A 20,392-nucleotide genomic window follows, 5' to 3' on the forward strand; every position below is an offset into this window, starting at 1 on the left:
TGGGATTCCTCACAGGCCTGCGTGGGCGGCGATGGCGGCGGCGATGGCCAGAGCCAGCTCTTCGGGTTTGCGCTTGATCGAGTAGTTGGTCAGTTCCGGATGGCTTTCGACGAAGCTGGTATTGAACTGGCCGCTACGGAATTCTGGATTGCGCAGGATTTCCTGGTAGTACGCGGCAGTGGTCTTGACCCCTTGCACACGCATGTCGTCCAGGGCCCGCAGGCCGCGGTCCATGGCTTCTTCCCAGGTCAATGCCCAGACCACCAGCTTCAGGCACATGGAGTCATAGAAGGGCGGGATGGTGTAGCCGGTGTAGATCGCCGTATCGGTACGCACACCCGGGCCGCCTGGGGCGTAGTAGCGGGTGATCTTGCCGAAGCTGGGCAGGAAGTTGTTCTTCGGGTCTTCGGCGTTGATGCGAAACTGCAACGCATAACCGCGGTGCTGGATATCTTCCTGTTTCACCGACAGCGGCAGGCCCGAGGCAATGCGAATCTGCTCACGGACGATGTCGATCCCGGTGATTTCTTCGGTGATGGTGTGCTCCACCTGCACCCGAGTGTTCATCTCCATGAAGTAAACCTCGCCATCGGCGAGCAGAAACTCCACGGTACCGGCGTTCTCGTAATCCACCGCCTTGGCCGCACGCACCGCCAGGTCACCGATGTAGGCGCGCTGCTCTGGGGTGAGCTGGGGGCTTGGGGCAATTTCGATGAGCTTCTGGTTACGGCGCTGGATAGAGCAGTCGCGCTCGAACAGGTGCACGACGTTGCCAAAGCTGTCACCGAGGATCTGCGCCTCGATGTGCTTGGGGTTGACGATGCACTTCTCCAGGAACACTTCGGCCGAACCAAAGGCCTTGGTCGCCTCGGAAATGACCCTTGGGAAGTTCTGCTCAAGCTCTTCTCGGCTGTTGCAACGGCGAATACCGCGCCCGCCGCCGCCGGAGGTAGCCTTGAGCATCACCGGGTAGCCGATGCGGTCACCTTCGCTCAGCGCTTCGTGAATATCGGCCACGTTGCCTTCGGTGCCAGGGGTCACCGGCACACCGGCCTGGATCATGGTGCGGCGCGCTTCGGTCTTATCGCCCATGCGGCGAATGACATCCGCTGCCGGGCCGATGAATTTGATCCCGCGTTCGGCGCAGATCTCCGCCAGTTCGGCGTTTTCCGATAAGAACCCGTAGCCTGGGTGAAGGGCATCACAGCCGGTTTCCACCGCCAAATTGACCAGTTTGCGTGGGTTCAGATAACCCGCCAAAGGCTCTGCGCCAATACTGTGAGCCTCGTCGGCACGCTTGACGTGCAGGGCATGACGGTCGGCGTCGGAATAGATCGCGACAGAGCGAATACCCATCTCGGCGCAGGCTCGCACGATGCGAACTGCGATTTCACCCCGGTTGGCGATCAGGATTTTTTTTATCACTGGAGTCTTCCCAAAGCCGTTGGAACAGACGACCCGGTTCTACCGGTCGGCGCGTGACCAGAGCTAGCTGGCCAGTCGCATATTCACCCTAGCGCTGAAGGACGATAAACAAAAATCAATATTTGTTAGGGGCTGTATTAGCAAAAGCTTATAGTTTGGTAACAGGGTATTACCAATGAGACTATAAGAATGCGTAAGTCCTTGATGCGTATGACATTACGCCAATTGCAGATTTTCAATGAGGTCTGCGATCTGCGCTCATACAGCCGCGCGGCAGAAGAGATGGCACTGACGCAACCGGCGGTGAGTCTACAAATACGCCAGCTGGAGGAGCTGATTGGCCAGCCGCTGTTCGAGTACGTGGGCAAGAAGCTCTACCTGACCGACGCTGCCGAAGCGCTGCAACGCGCTAGCCGTGACATATTCGGGCGCCTGGAAAGCCTCGATATGCAGCTGTCCGATATGCAGGGCTCGTTGCAAGGGCAGCTGAAACTGGCCATCGAGTCCAGTGCCAAATACTTCGTGCCTCACCTGTTTGCCGCCTTCAAACAGCGACACCCTGAGGTCAACCTGACCCTCACCGTGGTCAACCGAGCGCAGGCGATTCGCCGGCTTTCCGATAACCGGGATGACCTGATCATCATGTCGATGGTGCCCCAAGACATGGGCTTGGAGTTTCTGCCGTTTCTCAACAACCCTATCGTCGCAGTGGCGCCGCCGCAGCACCCGCTGTGCAAGCTGGAGCAGTTGCGCTTACAGGACTTGGAACCTCACACACTGCTCGTCAGGGAGCAAGGCTCGGGCACACGCAAAGCCTGCGAGGAGTACTTCAAGGACAAACGCGTGCATTTCAGCCAAACCCTGGAAGTCGCCTCGGCCGACGCCCAACGTGAATGCGTAATCGCAGGCTTGGGTATCGCTTTGCTAACGCGCCATGCGGTGAACATGGAATTAGCCACGGGTGTGCTGACGGAGTTGCCTGTCGAGGAATTGCCGTTGTACCGCAGCTGGTGCGTAGTCCAGGCCAAGGCCAAACGACAGTCACCAGTGGCGTTGGCATTTCACGCGTTCATCCGTAGCGAACGAGCATTGATCAGCGCGCTTGTTGAACGATTTTCTGGGAAGTTGCCGACGATCCCTGCCACACCGTGAGCGCTTGCAGATCGGGGTAATCAGTTAGTTCGCGCAACAATTGGCGCTGGTCGCAGTAACTTTCGATCGCGCGGCGGAACTCCATGCGGCGCTGGTCCTTCTCTTGCTGCTTGCGAGCCTTGGCGCTGGGTTGGTAGGAACCGTCGAAGTCACGAGCCATAGCCTGTCTCCCAGTTTGAATGCGGGAGTTTCAGACTGGCCGGGAGTGTTTACGTTTAGGTTTTGGAAAGGTGACAAAACGGTGAATCTTTGCCGATTACTTCGCGGATTCACCGGTAAAGTCGCCAGCACGATCCGCCATCAGTCCTCGGTAGCCTTGATCGACTTGGGCGACAACCGCAGGCTGCGCAAGCTGCGCTTGACGCTCTTGAGGTGGTTGACCAGGCTCGGCCCACGGGCCATGGCCACACCCATGGCTAATACGTCGATCACCACCAAGTGCGCGATGCGTGAAGTGAGTGGGGTGTAGATCTCGGTGTCTTCATGCACATCGATCGCCAGGTTGACCGTAGACAATTCCGCCAGAGGTGTCGCACTTGGGCACAGGGTAATCAGGTTGGCTCCACTCTCACGCACCAGGTTGGCAGTGATCAGCAAGTCTTTCGACCGCCCTGATTGGGAAATGCACACCGCAACATCCCCAGGCTTCAATGTCACCGCCGACATCGCCTGCATGTGCGGGTCAGAGTAGGCCGCGGCGCTGAGCAGCAGGCGGAAGAATTTGTGCTGGGCGTCGGCGGCCACCGCACCGGATGCACCAAAGCCGTAGAATTCGACCCGCTGCGCCTGAGCCATGGCACTGACGGCCTGTTGCAGGGCCTGCGGATCGAGGTGCTCGCGCACTTCCATCAGGGTGTGCAGGGTGGTGTCGAAAATCTTCAGGCTGTAGTCGGCGACCGAGTCGTCTTCGTGGATCGCGAACTGACCGAAACTGGCACCGGCCGCCAGGCTTTGCGCCAGTTTGAGCTTAAGGTCCTGAAACCCGGAACAGCCGATCGCCCGGCAGAAGCGCACGATGGTCGGTTCGCTGATGCCCACGCTGTGCGCCAGGTCGGCCATGGAGCTATGCATCACGGCTGCCGGGTCGAGCAGCACGTGGTCGGCCACTTTGAGTTCCGATTTGCGCAGCAGGTGGCGCGATTGGGCGATATGTTGCAACAGATTCACGGGCTGGACTCGGTTATGATCGGCTGGCCGGGATGTAGCTTTCTTGTAGTTATACTACATGGACGCCAACCCGCCCAGTTAAACGAACGTGGAGAGTGGTGGTTTGACTATTCCTTGCGACATTCTGGTGTTCGGCGGCACGGGTGACCTGGCCCTGCACAAACTGTTACCGGCGCTTTATCACCTGTATCGCGAAGCCCGTCTGAACAACGCCGTGCGCATCATCGCACTGGCCCGCCGCCACCTCAGCCGCAACGAATACCTCAAGCTTGCAGAGCGCCATTGCCGCGCGCAAATTGCTCGCAACGACTTCGACGAGGAAGTGTGGCGACGCTTTTGCGCACGGCTGGACTACTTCCCCATGGATGCCACGCAAAGCGCAGACTTCGGCCGGCTGGCCCGCTACCTCGGCGAGCCTGGTGGGCTGACCCGCATCTTCTACCTGGCGACTGCGCCCAATTTGTTCGTACCTATCGCCAACCACCTGCGTGTCGCAGGCCTGGCCGACAGCGAAGCGCGCATCGTGCTGGAGAAGCCAATCGGTCATTCACAGGCATCGGCTACCGCCATCAATGAGGCGATCGGTGCCGTATTCGATGAGTCGCAGGTATTTCGCATCGACCACTACCTGGGCAAGGAAACCGTGCAGAACCTAATGGCCCTGCGCTTTGCCAATGCCCTGCTGGAGCCGGTGTGGTGCAACGGCCGGGTCGACCATGTGCAGATCAGCGTCTGTGAAACCCTCGGCGTGGAGAACCGTGGCGGCTACTACGACCGCGCAGGCGCGACCCGCGACATGCTGCAGAATCATCTGCTACAGCTGCTGTGCCTTGTGGCCATGGAACCACCGGCGCAATTCGAGGCAGAAGCGGTACGCGACGAAAAAGTGAAAATACTCAGGGCACTCAAACCCATCACCGGCCAGGACGTACAAGACAAAACCGTGCGTGGCCAGTACGGTGCCGGTTACATCGGCGGTCAGGAAGTACCCGCGTACTACTTCGAAAAGGACGTCGACAACGACACAGATACCGAAACCTTCGTTGCGGTGCACGCGCATATCGACAACTGGCGCTGGGCCGGCGTGCCCTTCTACCTGCGCACTGGCAAGCGTATGGCACGGCGCTCTTCGCAAATCGTCATCCAGTTCAAACCGGTGCCTCACGAGTTGTTCAGCGGTGGCCAAGTCAACCAGCTACTGATCCAGTTGCAGCCAGAGGAACGCATCAGCTTGCGCATGATGACCAAAAGCCCCGGCAAGGGTATGCGCCTGGAGCCTGTGGACCTGGACCTGAACCTGGCACAGGTGTTCGGCCAGACCCGTCGCTGGGACGCCTACGAGCGCCTGCTGCTGGATATCCTGGAAGGCGATTCGACGCTGTTCATGCGACGCGACGAGGTAGAGGCCGCCTGGGCCTGGATCGACCCGATCATCAGAGGTTGGGAAGAACATTTCCAGGCGCCCCGCCACTACGCTGCCGGCAGCAACGGCCCGGAACAAGCCAGCAGCCTTATGGCCAGGCACGGCAGACACTGGCACGGCTAACCGCCCTCATTGCCCCATGGCCGGGCCAGCATCTGGCGAAACTCTTGCTCCGGGATTGGCCTGCTGATCAGGTAGCCCTGCACCTCGTCACACCCATGCTCTCGAAGAAACGCCAGTTGCTCCGCCGTTTCCACCCCTTCGGCGACCACCTTCATGCCCAGGCTCTTGGACAACGTGATGATCGCCTGAGTAATGGCGGCATCTTGGCTGCCTTGGTGAAGGCCGCGGATGAAGGCCTGGTCGATCTTCAAGTAATCCACCGGCAGGCGTTTGAGGTAACTCAATGACGAATAGCCGGTGCCAAAGTCGTCGATGGCCAGCTTCACCCCAAGGGCATGTAACTGCTGGAAGGTCGAAATGATGTGCTCGACGCTGTCGAGCAACTGGCTTTCGGTGAGCTCCAACTCCAGCAAATTCGGCGCCAGCCCGGTGTCTTCGAGCATCTGGCGCACCAGGCTGACCAGCTTGCCCTGGCGCAGCTGGTAGACCGAAAGGTTGACAGAAACCCGCACTTCCAGGCCCTGCCGTTGCCATTGCCGGGCTTGCTTGCAGGCCTGGCGCAGCACGAATTCGCCGATCGGGGCAATCAGCCCAGTTTCCTCGGCCATGCCGATGAACTCCCCTGGAGGCACCATCCCCCGCTCAGGATGCTGCCAGCGCACCAGTGCCTCGGCGGCATTGACGTGCCCGCTAAGCACGCACAGCTTGGGTTGGTAATACACCATCAGCTGCTGTTCTTCGATAGCCTTGCGCAGCTGGTTTTCCAACTGCAAGCGCTCAAGCGTGCTGGCTCGCAGGCTTTCGGTATAGAACTGGAAATTGTCGCCGCCCAAGTGCTTGGCATGCTGTTTGGCCATGTCTGCCTGGCCAATCATGGCTTCGGCATCGAGCGTGGCATCAGCCAGTACACTGATACCTACCGATGCACTTATCACCACCTCGTGGCCATCTAGCCGCTGTGGCTTGCGCAACTTGTTCAACAAGCGGGTGGTGACCCGTACCAGGCTCGACAGGTTGCTGTAGCCATCGAAGAGCACGGCGAACTCATCGCCAGAAAGGCGCGCCACGGTATCGGCCTCGGGCAAGGTACTGACAATGCGCCGAGCAACCTTTTGAATCAGCTGGTCGGCCAGTTCATGGCCAAGGCTTTCGTTAAGCAGTTTGAAACGGTCCAAGTCTATGTGCAGCAAGGCCAGGCTGCGGCCATTGCTGCGTACGCGCCGTGCGGCGTCCAGCAAACGCAAACGGAACAGTGATCGGTTGGCCAGCCCGGTGAGCTCGTCGTAATGGGCCAGGTAACGCAGGCGCTCTTCAAAGGCTCGACGCGCCGACAGGTCGGTGAAGAAGCCGACTACTTGGCTCAGCTGGCCGCTGGAGTTGCGCACAGCCGTCAGTTGTAGCCACTGCGGATACAGCTGGCCATGCTTGCGGGCTTCGACCAGTTCGCCCTGCCACCCACCTTGCTGGCGCAGCGCCACCTCAATGGCCTGGCTGTGCCGCCGGGCATCGCTGTGACAGGGCAGCTCGAACAGCGCACTGGCAAGCGATTCGCAACGTAGATATCCAGTCATCTGGCAGTACGCCTGGTTCACCGCAAGCACCACAAAATCAGCGCTCAGAATCACCACCCCCTCATTGCATGCCTCGAAAACCGTGGAGGCAAGGCGCTGCTGTTCCTCAAGCACCTTCTGTGCAGAAATCCGTTGCAAGTCCTGGTTCAGTGACTGGTTCTGAAACCGCCGCAGCAAACTGCGGTCGAGCAGCCGGTTGACCTGCCAGGCCACCACCAGCAGCGTGGCTAGCAGGATCAGGCAGAACCAGCCCCACCCACGCTGCCCTGCGTCGAAAAAGAACAGGAAGAGGATCGGCGGCAGCAGACAGGGCAACGCAAAACTGAGAAAAGCCGGCAGGCTGACAGCATAAGCGATGCTTGCACTCAGGCTGGCCATCGCCAGCAAGCCGAATGCCCAGGCCTGCTGCTCGAAGTTGTGCTGCGGCACCAAAGCGATCGCCGCGCAGGCCAAGGTCATGCCGCTGAATGCCGAACCGACCAGGAACATGCGCCGCCATACCGGCTCGGCCTGACGCTGCGGGTCGGCCGAGTCGAACGCCGCCACCTGGATCACCCTGAGCGCAACCAGCGCCAGCAGCCAGGCCAGGCAAACGGCCACCATCAGATAGCGCCCAGGCGTCCACAACAGCCAAGCGCACAGCAGGCCGTTGAGCAGCATGAACAATGTCGGCAACAAAGAGCCTTGGTACAGCAGCCGCGTCCGCTCGACGGAAAGTTGAGTGGCAAACTGCCTGCGGACCTTCCTGGCCATCCCAGGCGATACTCCGATCGCCGTGCAGTCGTGGGTCATATCGTGAATTCTTGTAGTGTTCTTATTATGGTTGGCAGTAAACGAGCAGGGATCTTACACAAACGTCCGAGCTGGCCAAACTGCTCCCGACGGGTTTCACCCCCAGCAGTCCAGCCAGGCCCCACATACCTGCACTGGCGCGCTGCGCCTAAAGCCGATGAGCACCCGGGGCACAGGTGAATATTCATACAGTATGCGTTTGCCCGTTGCTCGGCCTGCCCCTAGAATGGCCAGATGCAAACAGACGACCTCTCCCTCCTGCTGAATTCCCTGAACGATGCCCAACGCCAGGCCGTCGCGGCCTCGCTTGGGCGTCAGCTGGTGCTTGCTGGCGCCGGCTCCGGTAAAACCCGCGTGCTGGTGCACCGTATCGCCTGGTTGATCCAGGTCGAGCAGGCCTCGCCGCACTCGATTCTGTCGGTGACCTTCACCAACAAGGCTGCTGCCGAAATGCGCCAGCGAATCGAGCAATTGCTGGGCATCAACCCGGCCGGCATGTGGGTAGGTACCTTCCACGGTCTAGCCCACCGCCTGCTGCGGGCGCACTGGCAAGAGGCGCGCCTGGTGCAGAATTTCCAGATTCTCGACAGCGACGACCAGCAGCGGCTGGTCAAGCGGGTCATGCGCGAATTGGGCCTGGACGAGCAGAAGTGGCCGGCGCGTCAGGCCCAGTGGTTCATCAACGGGCAGAAGGACGAGGGCCTGCGCCCGCAACATATCCAGCCCGGGGGCGATCTTTTCCTGCAGACCATGCGCGATGTCTACAGTGCCTATGAACAGGCATGCGAGCGCGCCGGGGTCATCGACTTTTCCGAATTGCTACTGCGCGCCCTGGATCTGTGGCGCGACCACCCCGGCCTGCTGGAACACTATCAACGGCGCTTCCGCCACCTGCTGGTGGACGAGTTCCAGGACACCAACGCCGTGCAGTACGCCTGGCTGCGCCTACTGGCAGGCAAAGACGGCGGCAGCCTGATGGCCGTAGGCGACGACGACCAGTCCATTTATGGCTGGCGCGGTGCCAAGATCGAAAACATTCACCAGTACACCGCCGACTTCCCAGACGCCGAAACGATTCGCCTGGAGCAGAACTATCGCTCCACCGGGGGCATACTCAAGGCCGCGAACGCTTTGATCGCCAACAACAGCGGGCGCCTGGGCAAGGAACTGTGGACCGATATGGGCGAAGGCGAGCCACTGACGCTGTACGCGGCCTATAACGAGCACGATGAAGCCCGCTATGTAGTGGAAACCATCGAAAGCCTGATCAAACAAGGCAGCGCACGCAACGACATCGCCATTCTGTATCGTTCCAACGCCCAATCACGGGTGCTGGAGGAGGCTCTGCTGCGCGAGCGCATTCCCTATCGCATCTATGGCGGCCAGCGCTTCTTCGAACGCGCCGAAATCAAGAACGCCATGGCTTACTTGCGTCTGATCGAAGGCCGCGGCAACGATGCCGCACTCGAACGGGTCATCAACGTGCCGCCACGGGGCATCGGCGAAAAGACTGTCGAAGCCATTCGCGAGCACGCCCGCCACAGCCAGCTGTCCATGTGGGAAGCGATGTGCCAGCTGGTATCTGCCAAAGCGCTCAAAGGCCGCGCCGCTTCCGCGCTTGGCGCGTTCATCGAGTTGATCGAGGGCCTGGCCAGCAAAGTGGCCGAAATGCCTCTGCACACCATGACCCAAACCGCCATCGAGCAGTCGGGGCTGATCATCTATCACCAGGAAGAAAAAGGTGAAAAGGGCCAGGCACGGGTAGAAAACCTTGAAGAACTGGTCAGCGCGGCGCGCAACTTCGAAACCAGCGAAGACGATGCGGACCTGTCGCCGCTTTCGGCCTTCCTTGGCCACGCCTCGCTGGAGGCTGGCGATGCCCAGGCCGACGAGCACGAAGACAGCATCCAGCTGATGACCCTGCACAGCGCCAAAGGCCTGGAGTTCCCCTATGTGTTCCTGGTGGGCATGGAGGAAGGCCTGTTCCCGCACAAGATGAGCCTGGAAGAGCCCGGCCGCCTGGAAGAGGAGCGTCGCCTGGCCTATGTCGGGATCACCCGCGCCATGCGCCAGCTGATCATGACCTACGCCGAAACCCGCCGTCTTTATGGCAGCGAGACCTACAACAAGGTGTCTCGTTTCGTACGCGAAATTCCCAGCGGGTTAGTTCAGGAAGTTCGCCTTTCCAACAGTGTCAGCCGCCCGTTTGGTGGTTCAACTGCCACGAGCAGCAACCTGTTCGCCAATGCCAATATTCCGCAAACCACGTTCAACCTCGGCCAGCGCGTGCAGCATGCAGTGTTTGGCGAAGGCATCATCCTCAATTTCGAGGGCTCCGGCGCCCAGGCGCGGGTGCAGGTGAATTTTGCAGAAGGCAGTAAATGGCTCATGCTTGGGTACGCCAAACTCGAGGCCATTTAAGGCGTCGAAACATTCAGGCAAAAGCTGGAAACATCTTGTCGCTGGTCATGTGCACGGGAACCTGTGCACCATGACGCGCGTGCAATCCACAACAGGGGAAATCCCATTTATGCAACGTTTTCTTAGCATCGCACTGGCGCTCTGCGTCGGCCTGACGCTGAGCCTGGACGCCAACGCCAAGCGTTTCGGCGGCGGCAAGAGTTCGGGCTCCGCGCCTATCCACCAGACCCGCCAGGCTACGCCAACCACGCCTGCAGCCGCACCGACTGCGCCTGGCCGCGCACCGGCCGCCACCAGCGGTGCTTCGCGCTGGCTGGGCCCACTGGCCGGCCTCGCCGCCGGTGGCCTGCTGGCTTCCATGTTCATGGGTGACGGCTTCCAGGGCATGCAGATCATGGACTTCCTGATCATCGGCCTGATCGCCTTCCTGGTATTCCGCTTCATTGCAGCACGCCGTCGCCAGCAGCAGCCGCAAATGGCCGCGCCAGGTCACGCGCCGCTCCAGCGTGAAGCCCATGGCCAGCCTGCTCAGCCTTCGATCTTCGGCGGTTCGGCAGCGCCTGCTGCCACAGCCGCGCCGGTGATCAATGCCCCGGCCTGGTTCAACGAGCAAAGCTTCCTTGCCGCAGCCCGCAGCCACTTCCAGTCGCTGCAGCAGCACTGGGATGCCAATGAAATGGACAAGATCGCAGAGTTCGTCACACCGCAAATGCTCGAGTTCCTCAAGCGCGAGCGTGCTGACCTGGGTGACGGCTTCCAGTCCACCTACATCGATGACCTCGACGTGCAGCTCGATGGCGTCGACGATCGTGCCGACCGCACCGACGCCACCCTTACCTTCCGTGGCGTGTCGAAGACTTCGCGCTTCGACCAGGGCGAAGCTTTCAGCGAAAGCTGGCACATGGTGCGCGCCCAGGGCGAGAACCAGCCTTGGCTGGTGGCCGGTATCCGCCAAAACGGTTAACCGACTCACGTTGCACAAAAAACCCCGGGCTTGCCCGGGGTTTTGCTTTTGCCAGAGCGGGCTACTAGGGTATAACCCGCAGCGTTGTCATCAAGGTCAGAGGATGTAACCGTGGAAGAAGTGATCGAACAACTCCGTGAAGCCAATGAACCCGTGCCAGTGCCACTGGAGCTTCCCGATGAGGATCAACTGGTCGAAATCGAAGAACAGCTGTTCATCAACATTCCGTTCGTTTTCAAAGAGTTTCTGCTGACGGTCAGCGATGTGGTTTATGGCTCCCTGGAGCCTGTGACCTGCACCGACCCGCAGTCCCACACCTTTTTGCCTGATGTGGCCGCCAACGCCTGGGAAGCGGGCGTACCGCGCGACCTTATCCCCCTGTGCCAGGACGGCGATAGCTATTACTGTGTCGAGGAAGACGGCACCGTGGTGCTCTGGGATGGCGATGAAGAAGCCATCACTGAAGAAAGCTGGGAATCGGTGTGGCACTGGGCACGGGACGTCTGGCTGGAGAGCTGACGCCCCGTTGTGGCGCTGTCAGTGAGAGTGGTCGCGACTGTTCTCCAGCGTTTCCAGCAAGGCTATCTGCATGCGTGAATGCACGCGGATAAACCAGCGCCACAGCAGTGCCACCACCACCGCTGCTACCACTGCAATCACCAGCAACAGCTCGCTGGTCGGCAGGATGCTCGCCGACAAGGCCGACAGCAGCAGGAAGATCACCAGCAGCGAGAGCAGCGGAATCACCTCGGCCACCACCCGGCGCACACGCTGGGTATGCCGCCCGGCCATTTCCGGCTTGACCCCCATCTCGGCCAGCAGCATGGACAGGGCTTTGAGCTTGCGATAAGCCGCAATCAGAAACGGCAGTGACAGCAGCAATGCTGCGCCCCAGATCAGCGCCTTCTGCTGGCTGACATCCGTCACCCACTCGCTGAGCCAGGCGCCAATGCGCGCAGCGAAATAACCGCCGCTGAAGAAGATTGCGATCACCAGCGCCAGATTGACACCTACCTGCAACAAGATACGCCGAATCATGGCCGCCAGCATGGCGCCTTCTCCTTGCGGCTGAATACTGCGCAACCATTCTCCATAAAGCGATAACACCCGCGCCAGACGCCCTGGCACCATATGACCCAGCTTGTGCGAAAGCGGGTCGGCAGCGCGAATCAGGTAAGGCGTCAGCAGCGTGGTAATGGCAGACACCGCCACTGCCACAGGGTAGAGAAAGTCACTGGTGACCTGCAGCGTCATCCCAAGCGCCGCGATGATGAACGAAAATTCACCGATCTGCGAAAGGCCCATACCTACGCGCAGCGAGGTCCGCCCATCGTTACCGGCTATGAAGGCGCCCATGCCGCACGACAGCATTTTGCCCAGTACCACAGCCAGGGTGATGACCACGATAGGCCAGGCGTAATCGACCAGCACCTGGGGGTCGATCATCAGGCCGATGGCAACGAAGAAAATTGCGCTGAACAAGTCCCGTACCGGCTCGATCAGCCGCTCGATCTTCAGCAACTGGCGCGATTCAGCCATGATCGCACCGATCAGGAAGGCTCCCAGTACCATGCTGTACTCGAGCTTCACGACCAGCAAGCAGAAGCCGAAACACAGGCCCAGCACTGTGATCAACAACATCTCGTTGCTTTCGAATTTGGCCACATAGGCCAGCAGCCGCGGCACCAGCAGAATGCCGATGACCAGCGCCACGATCATGAATAGCGACAACTTGCCGACGGTCGAGAACACCTCGCCGGAGCTCACCGAACCACTTACGGCGATGCCTGAAAGCAAGGCGATGATGCCAATGCCGAGAATGTCTTCGACGATCAACACCCCGAAGATCAACTGGGCGAAGCGCTCGTTCTTCATCTTCAAGTCGTTGAGCGCCTTGACGATGATGGTCGTCGAGGAAATCGCCAGGATGGCACCGAGGAACAGCGAGTCCATGGTACTCCAACCGAACCACCGGCCGATCTCAAAACCGATCCAGATCATCAGCACGATTTCCAGGAACGCCGCGATGAACGCCGTGGCACCGACCTTGAACAGCTTGCGCAGGCTGAATTCCAGGCCAAGACAGAACATCAGGAAAATCACCCCAAGCTCGGCCAGGGTCTTGATCGTGTCTTCGTCATGGATCAGCCCAAAGGGCGGGGTGTGTGGCCCGATGATGAAGCCTGCGACGATGTAGCCCAGCACCACGGGCTGTTTCAACCGATGAAAAAGAATCGTCACGACACCTGCGACCAGCATTATCACTGCCAGGTCCTGGATGAAGCTGATGGCATGCATGGCGCGATACTCCTTTTCGACGTTGCTCAATGCCGGGGCAGACCGCTCCTCTGTCAAGGCCGAGCCAAGCAAGAAGCAAGTACATACTGTATTGAATGCAGGAAAGCCCATGTTGCATGGGCGTACTCAGGGTAACATCGCACCCCGTCACAAATTGCCGGTGCAATATGCAGAAACAGATCGGCTGATCAGCCGCCCCAAATGGCAACGCAGGCGTGACGACGCCACATCGGGCAACGTCCCGTAAAAGGAAGGCAAACCTTCAGAAAGGGGGAAACAGAAGTGTCAGCAGATACCCGCCCCGATTCAGCGCAATTTCACCGTGAGCACACTATGGAACCTGGAAACGCCCAGCTGAGCATGACCGTCCTGATGACCCCGGACATGGCCAACTTTTCTGGCAACGTACACGGCGGCACCTTGCTCAAATACCTCGACGAAGTGGCCTACGCCTGCGCCAGCCGCTATGCCGGCAGCTATGTGGTGACCTTGTCGGTTGACCAGGTGATCTTCCGCGAGCCGGTGCACGTCGGCGAACTGGTGACCTTCCTGGCCTCAGTCAACTACACCGGCAATACCTCGATGGAAGTGGGCATCAAAGTAATCACGGAGAACATCCGCGAGCGCTCGGTACGCCACTCCAATAGCTGCTTCTTCACCATGGTTGCAGTAGATGACAACCGTCGCCCGGTGCCGGTCCCTGCGCGCCAGCCGCAGTCCAGCGAAGAGAAACGCCGCTTCCTGCAAGGCCAGCAACGCCGGCAGATCCGTCAGGAACTGGAAAAACGCTACCAGAACCTGAAAACCGATTCGATCTAGACCGCCAGGCGCTGCGCCTCGAACCGCACGCGCGGGTGGGCGATACGATCCTGGGCCCGCACCAGTTGCAATTCGTAGCTGGTGCAGGCCTGGGTTTCCAGCAGCACCTCATGCACCGCCGCTGCGGTGTACTCGAACGCTTGTCGCCAGCTGTCTCCCAGCAGAACCCGAGCCAGGAACAAGCCCGAGGTCAGGTCGCCCACACCTACTGGTTGCCGTGGGAAAGCCAGCAGCGGACGGCCAAGGTGCCAGCTTTCTTCGCGGGTAACCAGCAACATTTCGAACATGTCTTGAGGGCGCCCCGGATACGCCAGGTGCTTGACCAACACGACCTGCGGGCCGCGCGCCAGCAGGCTGCGCGCCATGCTCACGCAGTCTTCGAGCGATTGCGCACGGCGCCCGCAAAAACTGTCGAGTTCCAGTTGATTGGGGCAGAGGATATCCGCGCTGGCCACGGCCTCATCGAGCAGAAAATCACTGACCTCCTGCGGCACGATGCAACCCTTCTCGGCATGGCCCATGACAGGGTCGCACAGATACAAAGCCTTGGCGTTCACCGCTTTGATCCGCTGCACACCCGCGAGGATCGCCCGGCCCTGGGCGGCACTGCCCAGGTACCCGGACAGCACCGCATCACAGTGGCCCAGCTCGCCAATATTGGAAATCCCTTCCACCAACGCAGGAATTTGCGCTGGAGCAAGCACTTCCCCCGCCCACTGGCCATACTGTGTGTGGTTGGAAAACTGTACTGTATTAAGAGGCCAGACGTTGACTCCAACTCGCTGCATGGGAAACACCGCAGCGCTGTTGCCGGCGTGGCCGAACACCACGTGGGATTGGATGGCGAGCAGGTGCGGAGTACGTTTCATGGGAGCGGATTCCAAAGCTGTTTCAAGGTTTGTGCGGCGCGCAGTATGAACTCGATCGCCACCTGTACGACAGGCCAGTGGCGCAGTTAAGCTGGTTCGACCTGTTTGGAGCATACGTAAATGTTGACCCTGGAGAATCTCTTCGTCCTGATGCTGTTGGCCACGGCAGGCGCTTGGTTATGGCATAACCACGGGCTGCGCGAGAAGGCCCTGGAGCGGGTCAAACAGCATTGCGCCAAACTCGATCTGGAACTGCTGGATGACGCCGTTGCGCTCAAACGCATCGCGTTCATCCGTGATGCCAAAGGCAGGAAACGCCTGGCGCGGGTCTATGCCTTCGAGTTCACCGTCACCGGCGAGCAGCGCCACCCCGGCAGCGTGACCCAGTTCGGTGCCCACAGCGCACAGATTGAGCTGGCGCCCTACCCGTTCGAGATCAAGACACCGCCACGGGCCGACAATGTGATTCAGATGCAGCAATGGCGCCAGGAGCATAACCGCTGGCACAACTGAGGCGCGCCGCGTTTATGTGATCAAGCATTGCGCCAGCGCCACCTGCAGAGGTGGTGCTGGCTGAGCCTGCTCAAAGATTAACTCGATGCGCGTATCTTTGCGCCATTCGCTGGGCTGCCACTGCGGCACTTGGCCTTCCAGCCCATTGAACGATTGCCAGCCATGCTGGGTGTGGATAACACCCTTGGCGCGCCGCCAAGGCCAAGCGGCGAGAAATGCCTGCATGCGCTGCGGGTCGAATTGCTGGCTCGGGTGCCAGCGCCACCCGATGCTCCAACCGCCATCCCCTGACAGTGCAGTACAGAGCGGCAGGGTTTTATCTATCCACAGGGGCTCAGGGGCTGTGGACAGATCAGCATCCACCAAATTACCCACAAGCAAACCGAGCGGTTGTGTTGTGGATGAACTGGGCAGGGTTTTCATGTCAACCAGAGCCTGCTGGGTCCAAACACTGTTGATATCTTTTAATCTGTTATTTATCAACAGCTTACCGAAATCATCCACAGTGTCAGCCTTGTTCAGCAGCACCAAGCCTGCCGCCTGCAGAGCCTGTTGTTGAGCTTCGGGCAATTCCTCACCCTTGGCTAACGCCTGGCCATCCAAAACCATGACCAATGGCTGCAACGCCAGCACTCCGACCCATGGAGATTTGCCCAACTGGTTGAGTAACTGCAATGGATGACCCAGCCCGGACGGTTCAATGAATAGCCGATCTGGCCTCGCCTTACGCAGCAGGCGGCCCAGGCCAACCTGAAATGGCATACCGTTCACGCAGCACAAGCAACCGCCAGCCACCTCACCGATGGCGATGCCGTCATCGTTATGGCTGAGCAGCGCCGCATCGAGACCGATTTGACCAAACTCATTGACCAGCACCGCCCAGCGTTCATTGGCCGGGCGCTGGGCCATTAGCTGCCGGATCAGGCTGGTCTTGCCGGCCCCCAGGGGGCCAGCGATGACGTGGGTGGGGATATTTCGCAGCATGCCAGCGCTTCTAAGTGGAATTCAGTCCACTATGCCCCGTCATGCCAGCCAGTCAAGGCTGAGCAACAGTCGCCGCTGCTGGCTGGCCGGGGAGCGGTGGATGAGCCCGGCGCCCTCATTACCGGCCCATTTTTCGCCTTTGACCAATGCAACGTCTCCCACGCGTAGGCTTCGAATGTTATCCACAGGGGCCTCAGCCAGGTGTAAGCCGACCCGTTCCATAGCGCCTTCTTCAACCCACTCGCTGCCGGGCCCCACGTAGGTCGTCAACAGACGCACAGGCACGTTATCCACATGAAAGCGCGGGCACATCGCTCCTTGCAGCACCCTTAATCGCAACCCCACCCGCCGTGCGCCGAGCAGGCAGGTATAGGCCGACACCAACCACTTCACGTCAGCCACGAAGCTCTCGTAACCTTGCAGATCTGCTGCCTCCTGCAGCAAGCCAGGCAGAGCCGGCGGTTCATGTTCGTTCACATCGATAACGCGCTGGTCAGCCCACGGCTGGCCGAGGCTGACGGCCAAAACTGCGAAGTCTTCCAACTGGGCTGGCAAGCGCCGCTGCCAGACCGCCATGTTTACCCCGTCCTGATAGACCTCGGTAAACACCGATGGCGCCTCACCGAAAACCTGACGAATAGCCGCAGTCTTCAACGCCATGTTCATGCAGCAACCTCGGCATCCCATGCACCGAAGGGGTCAGGCAGCCTGGCCCAGCCTTTTGGCCCGAGGGCCATTTCTTCATCGTTGAGCAGGCAGGCGTCCAGCGCTGTGGATAACTGTGCGAAATCAATGTTCTGGCCGATGAAGACCAACTCCTGGCGGCAGTCACCGGTGTCTGCCTGCCAATGCTTGAGGATATCTGCTGTGCTCTGCTCATCCTGCGGCCAATGCTCACGCGGTACAAACCGCCACCACCGCCCTGCCAGGCCATAGCGCATCATGCCGCCAGCCTGCGACCAGCTACCGGCTTCCTGATATTTACTGGCCAGCCAGAAAAAGCCCTTGGAACGCAGCAACCGGCCGTTGCTTCCGGTGTTGTGGATAAAGTCGTAGAAGCGTTGTGGGTGCAAGGGCCGACGAGCTACCCAGGTGCTCGCCGAAATACCGTATTCTTCGGTTTCAGGCACGTGCGCCCCGCGCAAAGTCTGCAACCAGCCGGGCGCCTGAGCGGCCTGATCAAAATCGAACAGACCAGTATCTAGAATCCGTCCCAGCGGGACCTGGCCCATGACCATCGGCACGATCTGAGCGCGGGCGTTGAGGCTGCGCAAGATGGCGATCAGTTCTTCGCGTTCGTGCTGGCTGATCAGATCGATCTTGCTCAACAACAGCACGTCGGCAAACTCGACCTGTTCGATCAACAGGTCAGTGATGGAGCGCTCATCTTCTTCGCCCAGGGTTTCGCCGCGGCTGGCCAGGCTCTCGGCTTGCTGATAATCACGCAGAAAGTTCAGGCCATCGACCACGGTGACCATGGTGTCCAAACGCGCCATGTCGGACAAACTACGACCTTGTTCATCGCGGAAGGTGAAGGTTTCAGCCACAGGCAACGGCTCGGAGATCCCAGTGGACTCGATCAACAGGTAGTCAAAACGGCCCTCTTGCGCGAGCCGCGCCACTTCCTCCAACAGGTCTTCGCGCAAGGTGCAGCAAATGCAGCCGTTGCTCATTTCAACGAGTTTTTCTTCGGCACGGTTAAGGCTGACGTTGCGCTGCACTTCACTGGCATCGATGTTGATTTCACTCATGTCGTTGACGATAACCGCAACCCTGAGATTGTCGCGGTTGCGCAGTACATGATTGAGCAAGGTGCTTTTCCCGGCACCGAGGAAGCCGGAAAGTACAGTGACAGGAAGACGATTGGACATGGTGAAACCCCTTCAGGCTGCGCATTCGAAACGATGCATTGCACAATGTTATAAAGTAACAATACAATTTCGCCAAGTCACACTCGTCGAACGCATCTCTGGATACGCACATGACCCGGTCGTCCCTCGCCCTGATACTGCTGTGCCTGATGCCGTTGCCTGCAGTTGCATCAGCGCAAGGCAGTTCACTGGCGCTGTGCACCCGCAGCGCTACCTTGCTGGCGTGCCAGGATAACAAGGGCAGTTACTACAGCGTGCGTACCGAAGGTACCCAGCTCTACCTGCGCGGGTTCGATACCCAAACACGCCGGCTGTGGGCGCAGACCAACAGCCGCTACGGCTCACTAACGTTATTCACCGGCGTGGCAAGCGATGGTGAAGCTTGGTTTGGCTATAGCCGTCGCGTTGGCTGGACCACCTTTAACCGTGTCTCCAGCTCCAGTGGTCAACGTTTCAATTTGCATTGCAGCCTGGTCGGCGGATGTCGCTGACCTCAACGCCTGGTACCCCTATGACTAGCCTGACCCTTCCAGACATCGCCACACAGCCCCAAGAGCAAACCGCACCACTTGATTGGGTCGGGATGAGCGGCATCGCTTTACCCATCCAGTTTGCCGGCCAAACGATGGCGGCCATCGCCAGTGCCGGCGTCAGCCTGGTCGATGGGACAGCAAGGGGTATCCATATGTCTCGGCTCTACCTTGCGTTGGAATCGCTCGAACACCAGCCGTTGACCCCTTTGGCCCTGCGGCATCTGCTGGCAGACTTTATTGCAAGCCACGAAGGTCTATCAGACGCAGCGTACATCGACCTTAGCTTTGACTATCTTCTCAAAAGGCCTGCGTTGATCAGCCCACTCGCCGGCTGGAAGCACTATCCAATCACGCTGCGCGCCAAGATTGAGAATGAAATGTTCCACGTGGAACTATCTGTCGGTGTGCCCTATTCCTCGACTTGCCCTTGCTCGGCAGCGCTGGCCAGGCAACTCATCCAGCAGCAGTTCGAGGCAGACTTCCCGGAGCAATCGCTCGAACGCGAGGCAGTGGTGCAGTGGTTAGGCAGCAGTGAAGGGATTGTAGCCACGCCCCACAGCCAGCGGAGCGAGGCGCAGATCGAAGTTCGTCTGAAGAACAATCTCGCTGCATTACCTATCAAGGAGCTTATCGATCAGGTCGAAGCCAGCCTTGGCACCGCCGTGCAGACGGCAGTAAAACGCGCAGATGAACAAGCCTTCGCGTTGGCGAATGGGCAGAACCTAATGTTTTGTGAGGACGCCGCAAGGCGCTTGCATAAAGCGCTACGTGCGTTGGAGTGGGCCACGGCGTTCAAGCTACGTGTGGTGCATGCAGAAAGCCTGCATGCCCACGATGCGGTCGCCGCCAGCCAATGGCAGTGGTGAATCTCAAGTACGTGGCTTGACCGTTCCACAGTCATTGCCAAGCCACACAGCTCGGGTATTCATGCTGCCTTGCTGCTGAACACCCGAGGCATTGAATGTGCCATTGACCTGCGTAGTGAATTCCTTGTCGCTGAGGAAGGTTGCCTGCCCGGTACCTTGGGCTTTGGGGCAACTGAACTGAAACTTCCAGACATTATCTGTACGGTCGGTGATCTTCTGAGTGCAGCCAGATTTAGGGTCTTGCAAAGGAATGTCGTTGGTCTGCACCTGTTCAGGCGTCAGGCACGAGCGCACACCATTGCCACCTATGGTGACGCCCTGCTTGGCCAGCATCCCTTCCATCATGGCCCGCTGTTCAGGCGGTAGATTCTTCAACTGGCCCAGCATGAACTGCATGTCAGGTAACGGCTTGCCATCGACCTGCATATTGCTGGTGGTTAGCTCCCACAGGCCAGGTTGCAACATCTGTGCATGTACCAGTGGACTGCTCAGGCCCAACGCCAGAGCCAACAGTGGAAGACGAATTTTCATGAAACAACGCTCCTCGAAAAACCGGCCATCGAGCCGGACTCAGGGTTAGACGCCAAATCCGCTTTCAGGT

General features: G+C 59.5%; 19 protein-coding genes. 9 read left to right on the forward strand and 10 right to left on the reverse strand.

The features are described 5' to 3' along the window. Positions 1–9: 9 nt before the first annotated feature. Entirely contained in the window at positions 10–1,425 is a 1,416-nt protein-coding gene (locus HU725_RS22595) for an acetyl-CoA carboxylase biotin carboxylase subunit (RefSeq protein WP_060477607.1), read from the reverse strand. A 204-nt stretch (positions 1,426–1,629) separates the two neighbouring features. Between HU725_RS22595 and HU725_RS22600 the strand changes: the two genes are divergently transcribed. Further along, the gene (locus HU725_RS22600) at positions 1,630–2,577 is read left to right on the forward strand and encodes a LysR family transcriptional regulator (RefSeq protein WP_186476455.1); all 948 of its coding nucleotides are present in this window, start codon (positions 1,630–1,632) and stop codon (positions 2,575–2,577) included. On the opposite strand, the gene HU725_RS22605 is transcribed toward HU725_RS22600, so the two are convergent. Both HU725_RS22605 and hexR read right to left on the reverse strand, forming a co-directional pair. Next, positions 2,519–2,737 carry a PA3496 family putative envelope integrity protein gene (locus HU725_RS22605; RefSeq protein ID WP_186476140.1) on the reverse strand — a complete coding sequence of 73 codons (219 nt, stop codon included), beginning with the start codon at positions 2,735–2,737 and terminating at the stop codon, positions 2,519–2,521. The two genes, HU725_RS22600 and HU725_RS22605, sit on opposite strands and share 59 nt — an antisense overlap. A gap of 140 nt (positions 2,738–2,877) precedes the next feature. Then, complete coding sequence (gene hexR, locus HU725_RS22610) at positions 2,878–3,744, reverse strand: transcriptional regulator HexR (protein WP_060477609.1); 867 nt, start codon at positions 3,742–3,744, stop codon at positions 2,878–2,880. Positions 3,745–3,847: 103 nt separating this feature from the next. Between hexR and zwf the strand changes: the two genes are divergently transcribed. Further along, on the forward strand, positions 3,848–5,290 hold the full coding sequence (gene zwf, locus HU725_RS22615) for a glucose-6-phosphate dehydrogenase (protein ID WP_186476139.1): 1,443 nt from the start codon (positions 3,848–3,850) through the stop codon (positions 5,288–5,290). On the opposite strand, the gene HU725_RS22620 is transcribed toward zwf, so the two are convergent. After that, positions 5,287–7,614: a putative bifunctional diguanylate cyclase/phosphodiesterase gene (locus HU725_RS22620; protein WP_367615734.1), complete on the reverse strand. Its 2,328-nt coding sequence runs from the start codon at positions 7,612–7,614 to the stop codon at positions 5,287–5,289. The genes zwf and HU725_RS22620 overlap by 4 nt on opposite strands. 273 nt (positions 7,615–7,887) lie before the next feature. On the opposite strand from HU725_RS22620, the gene uvrD reads away from it, so the two are divergent. The 3 genes from uvrD (at position 7,888) to HU725_RS22635 (ending at position 11,557) form a co-directional block, all read left to right on the forward strand. Continuing rightward, a complete protein-coding gene (gene uvrD / locus HU725_RS22625; RefSeq protein WP_060477612.1) occupies positions 7,888–10,074 on the forward strand; it encodes a DNA helicase II in 2,187 nt (728 codons plus the stop codon). Positions 10,075–10,183: 109 nt separating this feature from the next. Continuing rightward, entirely contained in the window at positions 10,184–11,038 is an 855-nt protein-coding gene (locus tag HU725_RS22630; protein WP_186476137.1) for a Tim44 domain-containing protein, read from the forward strand. Between the two features lie 111 nt (positions 11,039–11,149). Continuing rightward, positions 11,150–11,557, forward strand: coding sequence for an SMI1/KNR4 family protein (locus HU725_RS22635; RefSeq protein ID WP_060477614.1), 408 nt, complete (start codon positions 11,150–11,152; stop codon positions 11,555–11,557). Positions 11,558–11,575: 18 nt separating this feature from the next. Here the strand turns inward: HU725_RS22635 and HU725_RS22640 are convergent, their stop codons facing one another. Continuing rightward, positions 11,576–13,336 (reverse strand): cation:proton antiporter, encoded by a 1,761-nt coding sequence (locus tag HU725_RS22640; RefSeq protein ID WP_060477615.1) that lies wholly within the window; start codon positions 13,334–13,336, stop codon positions 11,576–11,578. A gap of 333 nt (positions 13,337–13,669) precedes the next feature. Between HU725_RS22640 and HU725_RS22645 the strand changes: the two genes are divergently transcribed. Further along, positions 13,670–14,155 (forward strand): acyl-CoA thioesterase, encoded by a 486-nt coding sequence (locus tag HU725_RS22645; protein ID WP_060477616.1) that lies wholly within the window; start codon positions 13,670–13,672, stop codon positions 14,153–14,155. Here HU725_RS22645 and pdxY read toward each other — a convergent pair. Beyond that, complete coding sequence (pdxY, locus tag HU725_RS22650) at positions 14,152–15,024, reverse strand: pyridoxal kinase PdxY (RefSeq protein WP_186476136.1); 873 nt, start codon at positions 15,022–15,024, stop codon at positions 14,152–14,154. The genes HU725_RS22645 and pdxY overlap by 4 nt on opposite strands. A gap of 120 nt (positions 15,025–15,144) precedes the next feature. Here pdxY and HU725_RS22655 point away from each other — a divergent pair, with 120 nt between their 5' ends. Then, a complete protein-coding gene (locus HU725_RS22655; RefSeq protein ID WP_060477618.1) occupies positions 15,145–15,537 on the forward strand; it encodes a DUF3301 domain-containing protein in 393 nt (130 codons plus the stop codon). Positions 15,538–15,549: 12 nt separating this feature from the next. On the opposite strand, the gene HU725_RS22660 is transcribed toward HU725_RS22655, so the two are convergent. Genes HU725_RS22660 through zigA form a run of 3 tightly spaced genes read right to left on the reverse strand, consistent with a single transcriptional unit; the run spans position 15,550 to position 18,392 of the window. Then, the gene (locus HU725_RS22660; RefSeq protein ID WP_186476135.1) at positions 15,550–16,521 is read right to left on the reverse strand and encodes a CobW family GTP-binding protein; all 972 of its coding nucleotides are present in this window, start codon (positions 16,519–16,521) and stop codon (positions 15,550–15,552) included. Positions 16,522–16,560: 39 nt separating this feature from the next. Further along, entirely contained in the window at positions 16,561–17,187 is a 627-nt protein-coding gene (locus HU725_RS22665) for a DUF1826 domain-containing protein (RefSeq protein ID WP_186476134.1), read from the reverse strand. Then, a complete protein-coding gene (zigA, locus tag HU725_RS22670) occupies positions 17,184–18,392 on the reverse strand; it encodes a zinc metallochaperone GTPase ZigA (protein WP_060477621.1) in 1,209 nt (402 codons plus the stop codon). Before zigA ends, HU725_RS22665 begins: the two co-directional genes overlap by 4 nt. A gap of 149 nt (positions 18,393–18,541) precedes the next feature. Between zigA and HU725_RS22675 the strand changes: the two genes are divergently transcribed. After that, on the forward strand, positions 18,542–18,883 hold the full coding sequence (locus HU725_RS22675) for a glutamine synthetase (RefSeq protein WP_155500243.1): 342 nt from the start codon (positions 18,542–18,544) through the stop codon (positions 18,881–18,883). A gap of 20 nt (positions 18,884–18,903) precedes the next feature. After that, on the forward strand, positions 18,904–19,791 hold the full coding sequence (gene folE2 / locus HU725_RS22680; protein WP_186476133.1) for a GTP cyclohydrolase FolE2: 888 nt from the start codon (positions 18,904–18,906) through the stop codon (positions 19,789–19,791). 3 nt (positions 19,792–19,794) lie between these two features. On the opposite strand, the gene HU725_RS22685 is transcribed toward folE2, so the two are convergent. After that, positions 19,795–20,322, reverse strand: coding sequence for a DUF3617 domain-containing protein (locus HU725_RS22685; protein WP_186476132.1), 528 nt, complete (start codon positions 20,320–20,322; stop codon positions 19,795–19,797). Between the last annotated feature and the right edge of the window lie 70 nt (positions 20,323–20,392).

This window comes from Pseudomonas promysalinigenes (assembly GCF_014269025.2).
Taxonomy (GTDB): domain Bacteria; phylum Pseudomonadota; class Gammaproteobacteria; order Pseudomonadales; family Pseudomonadaceae; genus Aquipseudomonas; species Aquipseudomonas promysalinigenes.